Source organism: Streptomyces sp. NBC_00009 (assembly GCF_045040855.1).
GTDB classification, from domain to species: Bacteria; Actinomycetota; Actinomycetes; order Streptomycetales; family Streptomycetaceae; genus Streptomyces; species Streptomyces aureus.
The window spans coordinates 544,766-559,739 of the sequence record NZ_CP108312.1 but is presented as its reverse complement, the minus strand read 5'-3'; the positions used below and the strand labels follow the sequence as shown (position 1 = coordinate 559,739).

Here is a 14,974-nt window from a genome sequence, read left to right as displayed (position 1 = left end):
AGGGGTGGGATCCACGACGCTCTGCCTTGTGCCGCTCGGAAATACGAATTGGCGCTGTGAGCTGTGGTGATGGGGTTCGGCCAGGCGGCGCGGGGGTACTCACCACCCATCACCCGCGTTAACAACGCTTCAGGGCCATACACCTAGCGGCTGTCCTTGGGAGCGTTGTCCTGAGGGAGCCGGGGATTGAACGCTGCGAGATCCTTCTTGGGCAGGCCGAGTTTGTCCCACCGGAAGACCAAAGTCTCGGGGGTGTAGGTGCCTTCGATCTGGAAGAGGAGATAGAGGCCCGCTCCGCGCACGTACTCGTCCTCGTCGTCGGCTGCCGCAGCCACGACGCGGTGGTGCGGGTGGAGTGTGTCGGGTTCCAGTTGGGTGAGTGCGTTGAGGGCCTCAATGCGAACCGGCCCCGGGTGGCCGGGACCCGCCAGCCGGGCGAGTTCCTCGGTGGCATCGGTGTCGGCCGAGTAGCGGGCGAGTGCTTCGGCGCAGGGGATGGTGACGAAGGCGTCGGTCTCGGTTTCGAGTATCGCGCGCAGGAGGCCTTCGGTGCGGGCTGCCGCCGCCGTGCCGAGTGTGAGCACGCCGATGGCTCCCCAGCGTCGGACCGTCACGTCCGAGTCGTTCAGTGCGGCGACGAAGCGCGGCAGTTCAGCGAAGTCCTGGCGGGGCACGGCGTCTGCGACGTCAAGGATCCGGGTCAGCGGGTAGGTGCCGGGTGCTCGGCTGGCGTCGTAGCCCTGCGTGGGTGAGCCTTCCGGAAGGAACCCGTTGTCGTGCACGTCGAGCATGTGGGTGCGCAGCGCCTGCGCCAGCCGTTCTTCGACGTCTGAGTAGGCGGGATCGCCGGCAAGGTTGCGGACCTGGTCGGGGTCGTCGACGGTGTCGTAGAGCTCGACTCCCGGCTTGGTGTGCCAGAACGCCGACTGCACGTCGATGAGTTGGCCCGCTCGGTGTTCCGTCTCCCACGACCGGTATCCGGCGGCGAGCCAGGCGAAGCCTTGGTGCTGTCCATAGGGGCGGTGCGGGTGATAGTTCCTGATGTAGCGGTAGCGCGCGTCCCGGACCGTTCGTGTCATGTCGTAGCGCTCGTCCATCCGGTTGCGCATGGCGAAGGCGAGTTCGCCGGCCGGGTCGAACTCGGCTCGGGCAAGGCTGCGTCCCTGCATGTAGCGGGGTATCTCGCCGCCGGCGAGGTCGACCAGGGTCGCGGGGATGCGGATGGTGCTCACGGCGGCGTCGATCCGTGTGCCGGGCCGGGGGAACAGTTCGGCGTACCGTGCGGGCGCGGAGATGATCAACGGCACGTGCAGGCCTTCGTCGTAGCAGTACCGCTTGGAGCGGGGGTTGACCCCGCCGTGGTCGGAGGTATGGATGACGATCGTGCGGTCGAGCAGGCCATCCTCCTCCAGTTGCGCGAGCAGTGTCCCGACGAAGGCGTCCATTTCGGCGACGTTCTTGTAGTACTGGGCGTAGTCCTCGCGGATCGGGCGGGTGTCGGGCAGGTAGGCGGGCAGGCGGATGTCGTCGGGGTCGACGAGGAAGGGGTCCCGGGCGAACACGGCGCTTTCGTGGGTGCCGTCGTAGTTGAAGACGGCGAGGAACGGTGTGCCGTCCGGGCGGTTGCTCCAGTGCGCCTGCCGGGAGGACTCGTCCCAGATGTCGTCCGGGACGATGGCGGCGTTGTAGTCGGTCTTGGCGTTGTTGGTGCAGTAGTAACCCAGGTCGCGCAGGATCTCGGGGTACGTGCGCATCCATGCCGGCTTCGCGGCGACCGCCCTCATGTGGTTGGCCGGTGCGTTGCTTTCGGGGGCGACCCCGGTGATGAGCGCGAACCGGGACGGTGCGCACACGGGCGCGGCGCTGTAAGCGTGGTCGAAGACCACCCCGCGTTCAGCCAGTGCGTCGAGGTTCGGGGTTGTCGCGTGAGGATCTCCGTAGCATCCGAACCGGGGCGGGCAGTCCTCGCTCACGATCCACAAGATGTTGGGGCGCTCGTCGTGCGCGGTCACGGGCCATCATTCCTTCGCTGCTCTTGCGTGTACGGGCGGCCGGTCCGCCGGGGGACGGGCCGCGGTGTCGTCGGGCTGTCTCGTGGGTTCAGCGCACCGAGCGGACGCGCTGAATGCACAGCGCACCGGCGATACCCATGACCGCTCCGGCCAGGAAGAACGCCGGGTAGTTCTCGCCGTGGCCGCCGATCGCCAGGAACAGCGGGGCCACCGCCGGTACGAGGGTCTGCGGCAGCACGTTCGCCAGGTGGAACACGCCCATGTCCTTGCCGGTCTCGTCCCGTGAGGGCAGGACCTCGGTCACCAGGGCCATGTCCACCGACAGGTAGCAGCCCGTGGCGATGCCGCCGATGGCGGTGGCGACGAGGTAGGTCGGCATGCTGTGGGAGTAGGCGGCCAGGACGTGGGCCAGTGCCAGGATGCTCGCCGAGATCATCACGAACGGCTTACGCCGGCGGAGTCGGTCCGATATCGCGCCGAAGAGGACACTGGTCAGCACCACGGCCACCGTGTTGATGAGGAGGACTTTGAACACGGCTTCACCGACCGTGCTTTGGGTGTAGCCGAACCGGCTCATCAGGAAGTACGTCTGGTAGCCGGCCAGTGTGGCGCTGCCGCAGAAGATGAGGAACCGCGACAGCCAGGCCCAGGCGAAGTCGGGCGCCGTCCGTGGGTTGACCCAGTACGCGAGGACGAGAGTCTTCAGCCGCAGCGGCCGGCGGTCGGCAGGATCCAGACGCCGGTCACGCAGCACGAACATGAAGATCCCGACACCGGCGAGGCAGACCAGGCCCGGCAGGAGGATCGCCAGGGTCAGGTCGGGCAGGAACAGCTGGGCCAGGAACGCCCCGCCCACGACACCGAGCTGGCTGGTCAGTTGGGTGATCGCCGAGACCCTGCCCATCTGCGCCGAGGGAACGTGGTCCGGGATCACCGGGTTGAGGCCGGCGAGCAGGATGTTGAACGCCAGCTGGACCAGGGCCCAGGCCAGCACCATCATGGGCACGCTGGAGGCGGTGGCCAGCAGGCCGAGGCTGAGGACGCCCAGCAGGGCTCCGGCGGTGATCCATGGCCGCCGCATGCCGAACCGGCTCGTGGTGCGGTCGGACAGGGCACCGAAGATGTTCTGGGCGAGCAGTGCGACGACGGCGCCCGTCGTGAGGACCAGTGACAGTGCCGATGCCTTGTGGTGCGGAGCGATCTGCTGCACCCGCAGGGCCAACGTCACCGTGGTGGCCGGCAACAAGGCCAGCCAGGTGCCGAAATAGGCGCCCGTGATCGCCCTGATGAAACCCGGCCCGACATGCGCACCCTCGGGCGCCAAGGCCGTGCCCGCTCCCTGCGGGCGCGCCGCGCCATCGTCGGCGACGGCTGCGGCTCTGGTGGGTTCGATCGTGCCCATGCGGACACCTCCTGCGTTGTTGTGACGTCGTCCGGGGAGAGCGGAGACCGGCGACGACCTGAGCGACCCGATGGCGGATCCGTCTACGTGACACGTGTCAGATCCGCTGGTCGGGTATCCTGACACGAGTCAGTAAGCTTGGGAAGCCCGAGAGGGAACTTCCGTGGACCCAAGGAGCCGATCGGCCATGCCCCCTGTCCCCCCGACCGGACGCCCCACCAGCGCTGACGTCGCGCGCCGGGCAGGGGTGTCACGAACGACGGTGTCCTACGTCCTCAACGGCCGGACCGACCAGGGCATCAGCGAGGAGACACGACGTCGTGTCCTGTCGGCGGTGCGGGACCTCGGCTACGCGCCGAACGCCAGCGCGCGGATGCTGCGCGCCGGGCGCAGCAACATCGTGTTGATGCCCATGTGGCAACTCCCGGCCAGCCCGGCAACGGACACTTTCGTCGAGCACCTGAGCCAGGAGCTGGAAGCCCGCGATCTGTGTCTGTTGATCCACGGAGACCGCACCGCAGCCGGCGACGAAGGCGCGCGCGCCTGGGCCGAACTGCGCCCGGCCGCGGTGCTGGCGAACGCCCAGCGCTGTCCGGCCTCCGCCGTGCGCCTCCTGCGTCGCGCAGGCGTCGACGCGATCCTGCTGATCGGTGACGTACCCGACGGCAGGGCGCCCGCGGTGCCCGAAGACCGTACCGCGGTGGCACGTTGCGCGGCCGAGTACCTGCTCAGCCGCGGGCACGACCGACTGGCCTGTCTGGTGCCCAGCGGTCCGCTCGCCGAACTCGGGCAGCCGCGCTTCGCCGCCGTCCAGACGGTCGCCGCCGCTGCTGGCGTACCGGTAGAGCGTGTTGACTGCGAACTGTCCACCGACAGCCTCGCCGCGACGGCCGCCGCATGGAGTGACCCCGCCCGCCGCCCCAGCGGCGTGTACGCATACAACGACGAGTTCGCACTCACCCTCATTCAGGTGCTGCGTGACACCGGCCTGCGGGTACCGGAGGACATCGCCGTCGTCGGCTCGGGCAATTTCCCTCTCGGCAAGGTCTTGCGTCCGCGGCTGACCTCCACACACGTGCCCGCCCCCGCCATTGCCCGCGTGGTAGCAGCGTCAATCCGTTGCCTGATCGACGGCCAGGACATCGACCATGACGAGATCGCCGTCGCCGTGCGCCCTCATCTGGTCGCCGGAGAGTCGGCCTGAGGCCCGCCGCACTGGCTCGGCCCCCGACTCGGCCGAGTGGAGCCTGCGGGTGCCGTGCTCAAGGAACGCCTCTGCTCGCGCAGGATGTCCGCGTGACCAGCGTGCCGGGCGGTCTCCTCGATCATGTGGACCAGCACTCAGCGCATCGACGGCGGCGAGGTCTCGCGCAGTGAGCGGGCGCCGGGGCGGTCCAGGTCGGTGCAGGCGAGGGCGACCTCGTTGGCCCGGGCGATCGCCTCGCGATAGGCGTCTGCCAAGTCCGACGCGGTGTCGTCGGCGGACACCGCGCCCTCGTCATCCCAGCGCTCGCGGCCGGCGCCGGTGTAGGCCCAGACGAACCAGTTGAGCTCGACGGCCGTCAGGTGCTTGAGCAGCTGGAGCAGGCTGGTCCCGGAAGGGACGCCGGCCGTGCGGACCGCCGGCTCCGGGACGCCGGCCGCCTTCGCGAGGACGGACTCGCGCAGGTAGTCCAGGAAGGTCAGCAGGGTCGTCTTCTCGTCGGCGTTCAGGCCCGGGGGCCGAAGATCGGGGCGGGGCTCCATGGTCGTCATGGCGGAACCGTAGATGATCGCTTCAAGCCGTCAGTGGTCGCATGCAGTAAGCGATCGTATGACGGGTTGCCCGGTGTGCTCGTTGTGCCAGATAGCGGCGGTCAACGCGAGTACTCGCTGGAGCACACGGACGGTCGGGGGTTCGGCCACGATGCCGTTCGAGGTCGAGCTGGCCTTTGAAGGTCCCGTTGATCGACTCGATGACTTGCCACAACGGCTTGAACAGCCGTGATCCGGCCCTGGGCTCCTATCTCTGACTCACGGTCCAAAGTAGCGGTCAAGGCTTCGTGACCGCAGTCTTCTTCGGCTGGCGGGGGACGATTTTGGTCTTGTCGAGGTGGCCGTACACCGTCGACCTCGGCACGCCGAGCATGTCAGCGATCTGCTGGACGGTCTTGTCTCGCTCGTCGTAGAGCCGCTGGGCGAGCACGGCCTGATCCGGCGTGAGCCTGGGACGGCGTCCTCCGACACGGCCGCGGGCGCGCGCGGCGGCCAGGCCGTCGTTGGTATTGGCCACGATCAGCTCGCGCTGGAGCTCGGCGAGCACGGAGAGCATCCCGAACATGGCCCGGCCTTCCACGGTGGAGGTGTCGATGCCCTGCTCGATGACGTGCAGGCCGATCCCGCGCTCGCGCAGGTCGGCCCCGAGGGTCACGAGGTGCAGCACCGAGCGGGAGAGCCGGTCGAGCCGGGTGACTTTCAAGGTGTCGCCCTCGCGCAGCAGCTGCAGGACGAGGTCGAGCTTCGGACGGGACGCCTTCGCTCCGCTCGCCGTGTCGAGGTGGATGTTCTCGCGGTCGACGCCGGCCAGCAGCAGGGCGTCGATCTGATGGTCGGGGTTCTGGTCGGCGGTCGAGATCCGCGCGTAGCCGATGAGCATGTGTCGGAATCTACTGGCCGGACCGTTCGCCGACGTTGATTTCCGACGCGAGTTGCCGACACCGCCCACCTGCAGGTTCGTGATCACGCACGCGAGTGTCGGCAGACGGTTGTTTGCCGACACTCCGCCCCAGCTGGATCCATCGGGGTCGGAATTCAGGTCGGCGGAGTACCCGGCAGCATGCTCGGCTGAGTCGTGCGCAGTCCGTCGAGAATGATTTGGAGATTGCGCTCCCACTGCTGACTGCCCGCTCGCATGCCCAGGGTGCGCTCACCAGTCGCAGCGGCAGCGAGTAGGAAGGGGACATCCTGCCAGGCGACGTCCGTTCGCATGGCGCCGGCTGCTTGGGTGCGCTCCACGAGACGCCGAATCCGCCCTCGCAGGTCCTCCAGGCGCTGGGCGAGAGTGACCCCGCAGGCCCCGCCGAGTGCCTCGCTGACGCCGCAGCTCTCTGTCCGGAGGCGCACGTAAGTCGCGGCGAACATGTAGAGCCCGTTCCAGGCGTCCGGGTCCTCTAGAGCTTGATCGGCCACGTCTGAGATCTCGTCAAGGATCTCCACGAGCACTACCTCTAGGAGCGCCTCAAGGGAGGGGATGCGCCGATAGAAGGTGCCGACACCCACGCCTGCCCGGCGCGCGATCTCGTGTGCGGATACATCAACGCCAATTTCGGCAACCGCAACTCGGGCGGCCTCCACCAGGCGCTCGACGTTGCGCCGCGCGTCGGCGCGGGGGCGACGGCCCGACTCGTCGACGAGCAGGCGGTCCACTGTGCTGCGCGGTTGGTCCATGCGCTAATCCTAACGATAACTGGACCAACCTTGTCCGCTTGGCTAGAGTCTCCAACCGGACAAGATCTGTCCGCTTAGTTGGGGGTCTGCTATGGAAGCGAAGAAGATCCGAGTCGGCATCATCGGGGCAAGCCCCGACCGAGGCTGGGCCGCCCGGGCACACGTCCCGGCCTTGCTGGCGCTGCCGGAGTACAGCATCACTGCGGTCGGCACCAGCCGCCCTGAAAGTGCACAGGCCGCAGCGCGGGAGTTCGGGGCTGCGCACGCTTTCACCGACACCAGGCAACTTGCCGAGCACCCTGAGGTGGACCTGGTCGTCATCACCGTGAAGGTTCCCGCGCACGCCGAACTGGTCGAGGCGGCGCTGGCGGCCGGCAAGCACGTGTACTGCGAGTGGCCGCTGGCTCGAACCACTCAGGAGGCTGCAGCCCTCGCGAAGTCAGCCCACGGCACGGGTGTGCACCACGTGATCGGGCTGCAGGCCCGGTATGCCCCGGCCATCGCCTACGCCCGCGAGTTGGTCGCCGACGGCCGTGTAGGACGTGTGACGTCGGTGACCGTTTACGCCGCCCGCGGGAAGGGGCCCGGGGAGCAGATTCCTGCCTGGGCGGCTTACACGCTCGATCGCAACAACGGTGCCGGGACACTTGAGGTCGCTGGCGGGCACACACTCGACGCGGTGCAGTACATGCTCGGTGGCATCAGCGACCTCTCGGCGACGTTGTCTGTGCAGCGCCCGGTCTACACCATCGCCGGAACCCGTGACACGGTCGAGGCAACGAGCCCCGACCACCTCCTTCTCAACGCGACCCTCACCAGCGGTGCCGTCATGTCGGCCCACGTCCACGACGCCAAGGTCACCGGCGCCGGGACCCGACTGGAAATCTCCGGCACCAAGGGAGACCTGGCCATCGTCTCCACCGGGGCTGCTGGCCCGGCAGGCATCCAGATCGGTGAACTGCGCATGCAAGGGCCAGGTGATCCGGACGGCACCTATCAAGAGCTGCCCATTCCCAGCCGGTACCGCTGGACCTCCGGGCTCGATCCCGCCGCCGAGAGCTTCAACGTGGCCCAGATGTATGCCCGGCTGGCCCTCGACCTCCACACCGGCTCACACACCGTCCCAGACTTCGATGCTGGCCTGCGGCTGCACCGCCTACTTGACGCGATCAGGCTCTCCGCAGATACAGGCACCCGGCAACGCTTGGGCTGACAAGCCGGACTGATCAGGGACTGACTGCCGTCGCGAGGTCGAGCCGTTTCTCCATGTCGAGGCGGAAGGTTCCGTACGGGTTGATGTTCGACCAGAAGAGCGCGGTCAGGCCGCGCCGGTCCTCGTTCGAGAGCTTCTTCGCCCAGACCGGTTCGGCGAGCACCCGTTGGACGCCGCAGCAGGCCCTCGATCATCGCCGCGACCTCGGACGATGAACAGCTCTTGAGCTGGGAGTAGATGCAGACGTTCTTCCGCTCGACGTGCCAGTAGATCATCACGCCGTTGCCGCCGTAGCGGGCGTGGTACTCGGTCATGAAGTTCGAGGACCAGGACCCGAACTTCTTCGAGTCCGACGCGCACGCGGTGCCCTGGCCCCACCATGCGGTGTCCCGGGTCGCGAAGGTGGCGTTCACCAGCTTCCGCACGGCGGCCCGCAGGTTGTCGACGGTGATGAAGTGCCGGCGCACGTGCCGCAGCGCCGCCTCACTCTCGCCGGTCGCCACGATGGCACGGATGCCCATGTTCGTGCCCAGGGCGAACAGGGCCAACAGGAGGCGTCGTTGGAGGACAGCGCGGTCGATGCGCTCGTACGCGGCGATGGAGGCGAACTCGTCGGTGAAGCCGGCGCGCAGGCCAGCGCAGCGGCGTACTCGGACACTTCCTCAGCCTTGCCATAGGACATGAGAAGGTACACGATCGGGCCCGATGCCTCGTCGATGACCGGTGTCGACGCCCATACGACACTGCGGACGTCGTCGTCCGGGTATCGCGCGGTGAGCGCTTTCACGTAGGTCGCGATGCGCGGCACCGGAGGCACGACAACGTCGTTCGACTCCAGGTAGCGCTCGTAGAGCTCGTCGTAGGTCGAGCCCGCTTGGTCGTCGTCGAGTGGGCGGTCACCGTCCCACACCGCAAGTTCATAGCTCACAAGCGGATCGTCGCAGGCAACTGTTCTGTCGGAGCTAGCAGGCCCTGAGATCAAACCACCACCAAGTGATTCGAAAGAGAGCTCCTGGATCGTTCCAAACCGACGCCAATGCGCGTGGTGGTTGGGTAGGAGCCCGATGGCCCTCTTGCGCGAGCTCGTATCGACCCGCTATTCCGGGTCGGGGGTGGGTTCTGATGAGTCCGGGTCGGTGGCGCGAGAGTCGGCTGTTGCTGATCGTGGCTGGGTTGGCGCTGTTGGCGACCGCCCCGGCCGTGCTGGCGACGTTTAAGGTCACCAACCGGTGGGCGGTAGGCGCCGCCGTGGGGGGCGCGGCCGTGCTGGTGGCGGTGGCCGGGGTGTGGCAGGAGCGCTACAAACGCGCCGCGCAGCAGCGGGACGAGCAGGCCCTCAAGATCGAGAGCGGTTGCCTGGTGCTGTCGAGCGGCCGACTGCCAACGGTGGCGCAGACGACCGACCCGCTCCGGCTGGGCGTGCATCCTGCCCCGATCAGCGCCGTCGAGCCGGCACAGCAGCCCGCTGCCGCGGCGGCAGAGCGGGTGCCGGTTTACGTACCGCGCGACATCGATGCGGATCTGCGCGAGCGATTGGCGCGCGGCGGCTTCGTGCTGCTGGTGGGGGATTCCACCGCGGGTAAGTCCCGCGCGGCCTATGAGGCAATGCGCACCACCTTGCCTGATCATCTGCTGATCGCGCCGCAGAATCGTGCGGCCCTGCCGGCGGCGCTGGCCCAAGCGGTTAGCACTCGGCGGTGCGTGCTGTGGCTGAGCGACCTGGAACACTATCTGGGCGCCGACGGGTTGACCCGAACCGGCATCGCGCGGGTGCTGAGTGGAAACGGCCACCACCGCATCATCCTGGCGACTCTGCGCGCAGCCGAGCAGGCCCGCCTCACCGGCGGCCCGACCACCCAGGATGAAGCCGGTCGTACGGCCCACCACGAGGCCCGCGAGGCCCTGGAACAAGCCCACCTGCTGCGCATGCAGCGGGTGTTCAGCGCGGCCGAGCAGCAGCGGGCCCGAGCCCGCGAGTGGGATCCGAGGATCGCGGACGCACTCGCCCATGCCGACGTCTACGGCCTCGCTGAATACCTGGCCGCCGGGCCCGAGCTGCTGCGTGACTGGCACGATGCCTGGAGCCCGAACACCGATCCTGCCGCGCCAACGTATCCACGCGCCGCTGCCCTGATCGCGGCCGCCACCGACATCCGCCGGGCCGGCCACACTGCGCCCCTGTCGCGTCACCTGCTGGAGGCCACCCACGAGCACTACCTCGCCCAGCGCGGCGGCCGCCGACTGCAGCCAGAACCGTTGCCGACTGCGTGGGAATGGGTCACCAAGCCGCGGCGGGCCACCACCGCGCTGCTCCAGCCGGAAGACGACGAGCACGTCCAAGTCTTCGATTACCTGACCGACACCGTCCAACGGCACAGCGCCCCCGGCGAGCATGTCCCCGCGGGCGTCATCCAAACCGTGCTGGCTGACTGTGCCCCGCAAGATGCCACCAACGTCGCCGCGACCGCGTACGCCCAAGGCCGATACCAACTCGCGGAGATCGGTTGGCGCGCAGCCTTTGGGGCCAGAGATGCGACCCTGGGCCCGGAGCACCCAGACACCCTGACCAGCCGCCACAACCTCGCCGTCGCACTCCGGGATCTGGGGCGGCTGGAGGAGGCGGAGGCGGAGCACCGTGCGGTGCTGGACGCCCGCACTCGGGTGCTAGGCCCCGAACACCCGAAGACCCTGAGCAGCCGCAGCAACCTCTCCGTCATGCTCCGGGATCTGGGGCGTCTGGAGGAGGCGGAGGCGGAGCACCGTGCGGTGTTGGATGCCCGCATCCGGGTGCTGGGCCCTGAACACCCGCACGCCTTGATCAGCCGCAGCAGCCTTGCCAGCGTGTTCCGGGATCTGGGGCGTCTGGAGGAGGCGGAGGCGGAGCACCGTGCGGTGTTGGATGCCCGCACTCGGGTGCTGGGCCCTGAACACCCGCACACCCTGACCAGCCGCCACAACTTCTCCGTCGTGCTCGGGGATCTGGGGCGTCTGGAGGAGGCGGAGGCGGAGCACCGTGCGGTGTTGGATGCCCGCACTCGGGTGCTAGGCCCCGAACACCCGCACACCCTGATCAGCCGCAGCAGCCTTGCCAGCCTGCTGGCTGACCTGGAACGTTCAAACGATCTCTAGCCGGCGCCGAACACCGCAATGTCGGGTCATGCATCAAGTGAAGCCACTGCGTTAAGCATTAGCCGAGTCAGGACACCGATCAAAACCCGGTGGCGCGGACAGAGTTTCCCTACTCAATCAAGGCCCGCGCACAGCGCGGGCGCGGGCGGGTCGTTCTCCGCGGGCACAAGATGTTGCCTCCGGCGGGGGATCGGCCGGCACCGGGATGGTGGGGGCGCCGTTCCCGACTGCGGGCCGTGGGTGGCGAGGGTTGTGGGCTCCCATCCCGTCCACCGTCGACCCAGGCAGAGCCGAGCAGACGCGGCCCATGGCGTCCAGGAAGCTCCTATAGATCGTCAAGCGGCCTGTAGGAGGTGTAGCCGTGGGATATTCATGCTGGTCAGATACTTGTAGACCTCTCGCGCGATGAAGCGTTTGAGGCAGCGAAAGATGTCCTTCTTGGACATGCCTTCGGCAGTGCGTCGCGCGGCGTAGAGGCGGGTGCGGGGGTCGTAGCGCATCCGCACGAGGGCGATCGTGTGGAGGGCATGGTTGGCCTGGCGGTCGCCGCCGCGGTTGAGGCGGTGGCGGTTGGTCCGGCCGGAACTGGCGGAGATGGGGGCTGCCCCGCAAAGGTGGGCGAAGGAAGCTTCGGACTTCAGCCGGTCGGGATTGTCGCCTGCGGTGATCAGGAGTTGGGCGGCCGTTTCGGTGCCCACACCGATCAAATCCACAAGCCCGGGAGCTGCTTGCGCGACCAGGGGGTTGAGTTCGGCGTCGGCCTCGGCTATCTCCTGGGTGAGGTGCTGGTGGCGGCGGGCCAGACGCCGCAGCGCGGTTCGCACGGCGCACGTTGGGTCGGCGAGGTCCGCGCCGGGGCGAGAGCGGGCTAGCTGCGCAATCAGTTGGTAGGTGGGCAGGCTGCGCAGTCGTTCTCGGACCTCGGCGGGGGCGGAGACGATGAGCGTGCGGATCTGGTTGATCGTCTGGGTGCGGGACTTGATGGCGGAGCGGCGGACCACCCTCAGGGACCGGATGGCTTCCACGATGCCGTCGCGGGTCTTGGGCCGGCCGTGAGCGCGGCCGGACAGGACGGCGGTCGCGGCGGCATAGGCATCGACGGGGTCGGACTTGCCGTTGGCCCGGCGGGCCTTGCGGTCAGGACGGTCGACGTCGACCACGCTCACCTCGTTCACCCGAAGGAACCGGGCGAGTTCGGAACCGTAGGCGCCGGTCCCCTCAACCCCGACGGCGAGCACGTCACCGTGCAAGCGCATCCACTCCAGCAGGCGGCGGTAGCCGTCGGGGGTGGTGGGGAACGAAGCGGTGGCCAGGTGTCGGCCAATGGTGTCAATCACGGCTGCCTGGTGGAAGTCAGTGTGGGTGTCCACGCCGCCGACCACCGCGATCTGATCTGCCATGCTGGGTGCTGCTGTCCTTCCGTGCGATACGCGAGGGATTGCACGGGCCGGTCGGGCGTCAGGACAAGACTGTGATGGGACCTTTGGCCGGGCTCCTATGAGGTCACAGGCGCTCGACCGGCCGCGTGCATAGCGGCACCGCCCAGACCGCCGACGATTCCTGGAAAGGACAGCCCGAAGCGTCAATCGTTCGGTGGGTCAGGCCGCCGAGCGGTGCCATGACCAATCCTCACAGTCGTTCGTACAGTGGCGCGCTCCACCTGGACGCCATGAACCACGCCCGCTCCACGGTGTGTGGGTCGACGGCGTACGGGACGGGAGCTAGGGAGGGTGGTGGGTTGAGGAGATGATCAGCCGGTGCCCGAGTCTTCTACCGGTACAACCACGATCTGGTTCTCGTCCTCATAGATGACCCGGCCAGGATTCGAGGACTCCAGTCGGCGGCATTCGAGACCATGCGTGGCGAGGAGTTCCCGGTATCCGTCCACACGCTCGATGAGGTGTTGGGCAGAAGCCTTGAACCAGGCCACGGCGCCCGGGTGCACGGCAGGGTCGTAGATCTTTGGGTCGACGGTGGTGGGATTGGTGTAGTTGGCGTCGTACCAGTCATTGTTGCTCCGCCAGAACCGGTACTGATCGTCAGTCAACTTGCCCTGTGCAGCCAGTTCATTGGCCAGCACGAAGATCCCAGGGAAGTGTCCCCGTGAATGCCTCATTGTCCCCTCAAAGCGGATGTACTTCGCATGCTCCATGAGTGCCCCTCCATGCTGCCGACTACGGAGGCAGATCTTAGACATGGCGCGTGGTTGCCTTGGAGGCCCTTCGTTCAGGGCGGGGTGCCCTCAGCAAGCGATGGGCGACGCTCCGCCAGCTTGCCTCCGGCCAGACTCCGCTCACTGCGGCCAATTAAGCCTTGCGTCAGAGGTTTTCGCGCATTACGGCCTGGAGGTCCTTGCGGGCTTCGTGGAACTGATCAAGAGCTTCGATGTATTCCGCTGAGGTCAGGGAGAGGTCCGGCTTCGTGTCAAGCAGGTCTCGCCACTGACGCAGCAGTCGGTACGCGCGATCTGACTTCTGCTTGACTGCCTGTGGTGCTTGGAGATTGATCTCAAAGCGTCGTGTGAGCACCGAGGAGTCTCGAAAGGCATCCAAAGCGGCCTGGTACCGAACAGTTGGGTCGGTCTCCCTCAGGATGATCAGTCGCAAGGAGGACGAACTCTCGGTCAAGGCCGTGAGGTACCTGGTGTAGAGATCTCGTCGTACATCCTGAGCACGGCTCGCCTGTTCACGGCGGTACCGCACGCGATCGACGAGCAAGGTGGCGCCGATGCCCAGCATGGCGCCGATGACTGTGCTGATCTGTGTCCCCCAGTTCACGAGCGGCACCGTAGTGCTACTGGGATCGCTCAGGAAACCCCGCACGCTAAAGCGGGTATCAGGAGGTTTCCCAGGCGGTGGAGCCGCTTGCCGAAGATGCGGCACCGCAGCCATCGGCAAGCCCTTCCGCGAAGGCCACTGAACACGCGAGTCCGACCGCAAGTTTCGCGTTTGCGGCTCACCGTGCCCTAACGCGGCCGGGACGTTGTTACAAGATTTACTACCGTTTGACGCGACCACGAGCGGCCAGGACCGCGAGGGCGAGGTCACGTCCGCTGGAGTGGTGTATTGACGGCCACTCGGTGATCTCGTTTGAGGCTATGCGGTGAGTTCGGTCGGGATGGTGGTCTCGTCGGTTTCTGACTCGATCGGGTGGAGGCGGGCCTTGGCGAGGAGTTCGATGCCCATGTAGCGGCGGGCTTCGGTCCATTCGTCGTTCTGCTCGGCCAGGACCCCGCCGACCAGGCGGATGACCGCGGTGCGGTCGGGGAAGATGCCGACCACGTCGGTGCGGCGGCGGATCTCCTTGTTCAGTCGCTCCTGCGGATTGTTGGACCAGATCTGCCGCCAGATCTCGCGCGGGAACGCGGTGAACGCCAGCAGATCGTGCTGGGCGGCGTCCAAGTGGGCTGCGGCCTTGGGGAACTTCGCCTCCAGTGCGTCCAGGACGTGCCGCATCTGGTGTCCCGCTCGAAAATACGATTCGCGGCTATGGCCTGCACGTTTGCTGATCCTGGCGAAGCGGGCTCGACTGCTCTGGGACGATCTGCGGATGTCGCTGTCGGTTGTCACCGCGCTGGTCCGGAATCTGATCACGGTGCCTGCCGCGGTGCTGCGCAGCCGCATGGCCAAGGACGCGGAAGTGCTGGCACTGCGGCACGAGAACGCGGTGCTGCGCCGTCAGATCGCCCGGGTCCGCTACGAGCCCGCCGACCGGATCTGACTGGCGGTCCTGTCCGGGCTGGTCCCGCGGGAGCGCTGGCGCCAGGTCTTCGCGGTCACCCCGACCACGTTG

12 protein-coding genes and 4 pseudogenes are annotated in these 14,974 nt (G+C 67.5%); 4 read left to right on the top strand and 12 right to left on the bottom strand.

Going from position 1 to position 14,974, the window contains the following annotated elements; genetic code table 11:
* Positions 1 to 143 precede the first annotated feature (143 nt).
* The gene (locus OHA58_RS02575; RefSeq protein ID WP_405475917.1) at positions 144 to 2,012 is read right to left on the bottom strand and encodes a sulfatase-like hydrolase/transferase; all 1,869 of its coding nucleotides are present in this window, start codon (positions 2,010 to 2,012) and stop codon (positions 144 to 146) included.
* Positions 2,013 to 2,100: 88 nt separating this feature from the next.
* Positions 2,101 to 3,414 carry an MFS transporter gene (locus tag OHA58_RS02570; RefSeq protein ID WP_405475914.1) on the bottom strand — a complete coding sequence of 438 codons (1,314 nt, stop codon included), beginning with the start codon at positions 3,412 to 3,414 and terminating at the stop codon, positions 2,101 to 2,103.
* Positions 3,415 to 3,601: 187 nt separating this feature from the next.
* On the opposite strand from OHA58_RS02570, the gene OHA58_RS02565 reads away from it, so the two are divergent.
* On the top strand, positions 3,602 to 4,618 hold the full coding sequence (locus OHA58_RS02565) for a LacI family DNA-binding transcriptional regulator (protein ID WP_405484720.1): 1,017 nt from the start codon (positions 3,602 to 3,604) through the stop codon (positions 4,616 to 4,618).
* Here the strand turns inward: OHA58_RS02565 and OHA58_RS02560 are convergent.
* The 4 genes and pseudogenes from OHA58_RS02560 to OHA58_RS02545 form a co-directional block, all read right to left on the bottom strand.
* Positions 4,591 to 5,160, bottom strand: a pseudogene (locus OHA58_RS02560) (DinB family protein). The gene OHA58_RS02565 and the pseudogene OHA58_RS02560 sit on opposite strands and share 28 nt — an antisense overlap.
* Before the next feature lie 39 nt (positions 5,161 to 5,199).
* Positions 5,200 to 5,410 (bottom strand): annotated as a pseudogene (locus OHA58_RS02555) (IS982 family transposase); the annotation flags it as partial.
* A gap of 36 nt (positions 5,411 to 5,446) precedes the next feature.
* Positions 5,447 to 6,049, bottom strand: a complete 603-nt coding sequence (locus OHA58_RS02550; RefSeq protein WP_405475911.1) for a recombinase family protein — start codon at positions 6,047 to 6,049, stop codon at positions 5,447 to 5,449.
* Between the two features lie 155 nt (positions 6,050 to 6,204).
* A complete protein-coding gene (locus tag OHA58_RS02545) occupies positions 6,205 to 6,840 on the bottom strand; it encodes a TetR/AcrR family transcriptional regulator (protein ID WP_405475908.1) in 636 nt (211 codons plus the stop codon).
* Between the two features lie 91 nt (positions 6,841 to 6,931).
* On the opposite strand from OHA58_RS02545, the gene OHA58_RS02540 reads away from it, so the two are divergent.
* The gene (locus OHA58_RS02540) at positions 6,932 to 8,053 is read left to right on the top strand and encodes a Gfo/Idh/MocA family protein (RefSeq protein ID WP_405475904.1); all 1,122 of its coding nucleotides are present in this window, start codon (positions 6,932 to 6,934) and stop codon (positions 8,051 to 8,053) included.
* Between the two features lie 13 nt (positions 8,054 to 8,066).
* Here the strand turns inward: OHA58_RS02540 and OHA58_RS02535 are convergent, their stop codons facing one another.
* Positions 8,067 to 8,216: a hypothetical protein gene (locus tag OHA58_RS02535; protein ID WP_405475901.1), complete on the bottom strand. Its 150-nt coding sequence runs from the start codon at positions 8,214 to 8,216 to the stop codon at positions 8,067 to 8,069.
* 58 nt (positions 8,217 to 8,274) lie between these two features.
* A pseudogene (locus OHA58_RS02530) lies at positions 8,275 to 8,634 on the bottom strand (Tn3 family transposase); the annotation flags it as partial.
* A 583-nt stretch (positions 8,635 to 9,217) separates the two neighbouring features.
* Here OHA58_RS02530 and OHA58_RS02525 point away from each other — a divergent pair.
* Entirely contained in the window at positions 9,218 to 11,182 is a 1,965-nt protein-coding gene (locus tag OHA58_RS02525; RefSeq protein WP_405484718.1) for a tetratricopeptide repeat protein, read from the top strand.
* 335 nt (positions 11,183 to 11,517) lie between these two features.
* On the opposite strand, the gene OHA58_RS02520 is transcribed toward OHA58_RS02525, so the two are convergent.
* The 4 genes and pseudogenes from OHA58_RS02520 to OHA58_RS02505 form a co-directional block, all read right to left on the bottom strand.
* Entirely contained in the window at positions 11,518 to 12,582 is a 1,065-nt protein-coding gene (locus OHA58_RS02520) for an IS110 family transposase (RefSeq protein ID WP_405475899.1), read from the bottom strand.
* A gap of 350 nt (positions 12,583 to 12,932) precedes the next feature.
* Complete coding sequence (locus OHA58_RS02515) at positions 12,933 to 13,334, bottom strand: hypothetical protein (protein ID WP_405475897.1); 402 nt, start codon at positions 13,332 to 13,334, stop codon at positions 12,933 to 12,935.
* Between the two features lie 166 nt (positions 13,335 to 13,500).
* Positions 13,501 to 13,959: a hypothetical protein gene (locus tag OHA58_RS02510; RefSeq protein ID WP_405475894.1), complete on the bottom strand. Its 459-nt coding sequence runs from the start codon at positions 13,957 to 13,959 to the stop codon at positions 13,501 to 13,503.
* 318 nt (positions 13,960 to 14,277) lie between these two features.
* Positions 14,278 to 14,640, bottom strand: a pseudogene (locus OHA58_RS02505) (transposase); the annotation flags it as partial.
* 43 nt (positions 14,641 to 14,683) lie between these two features.
* Here OHA58_RS02505 and OHA58_RS02500 point away from each other — a divergent pair.
* The gene (locus OHA58_RS02500) at positions 14,684 to 14,902 is read left to right on the top strand and encodes a hypothetical protein (RefSeq protein ID WP_405485417.1); all 219 of its coding nucleotides are present in this window, start codon (positions 14,684 to 14,686) and stop codon (positions 14,900 to 14,902) included.
* Positions 14,903 to 14,974 lie beyond the last annotated feature (72 nt).

What these genes read in the sequence shown, in the direction of transcription:
- OHA58_RS02520 (WP_405475899.1), bottom strand. Translation starts at nt 12,582, where the DNA reads ATGGCAGATCAGATCGCGGTGGTCGGCGGCGTGGACACCCACACTGAC.
- OHA58_RS02545 (WP_405475908.1), bottom strand. Translation starts at nt 6,840, where the DNA reads ATGGACCAACCGCGCAGCACAGTGGACCGCCTGCTCGTCGACGAGTCG.
- OHA58_RS02570 (WP_405475914.1), bottom strand. Translation starts at nt 3,414, where the DNA reads ATGGGCACGATCGAACCCACCAGAGCCGCAGCCGTCGCCGACGATGGC.
- OHA58_RS02515 (WP_405475897.1), bottom strand. Translation starts at nt 13,334, where the DNA reads ATGGAGCATGCGAAGTACATCCGCTTTGAGGGGACAATGAGGCATTCA.
- OHA58_RS02540 (WP_405475904.1), top strand. Translation starts at nt 6,932, where the DNA reads ATGGAAGCGAAGAAGATCCGAGTCGGCATCATCGGGGCAAGCCCCGAC.
- OHA58_RS02550 (WP_405475911.1), bottom strand. Translation starts at nt 6,049, where the DNA reads ATGCTCATCGGCTACGCGCGGATCTCGACCGCCGACCAGAACCCCGAC.
- OHA58_RS02565 (WP_405484720.1), top strand. Translation starts at nt 3,602, where the DNA reads ATGCCCCCTGTCCCCCCGACCGGACGCCCCACCAGCGCTGACGTCGCG.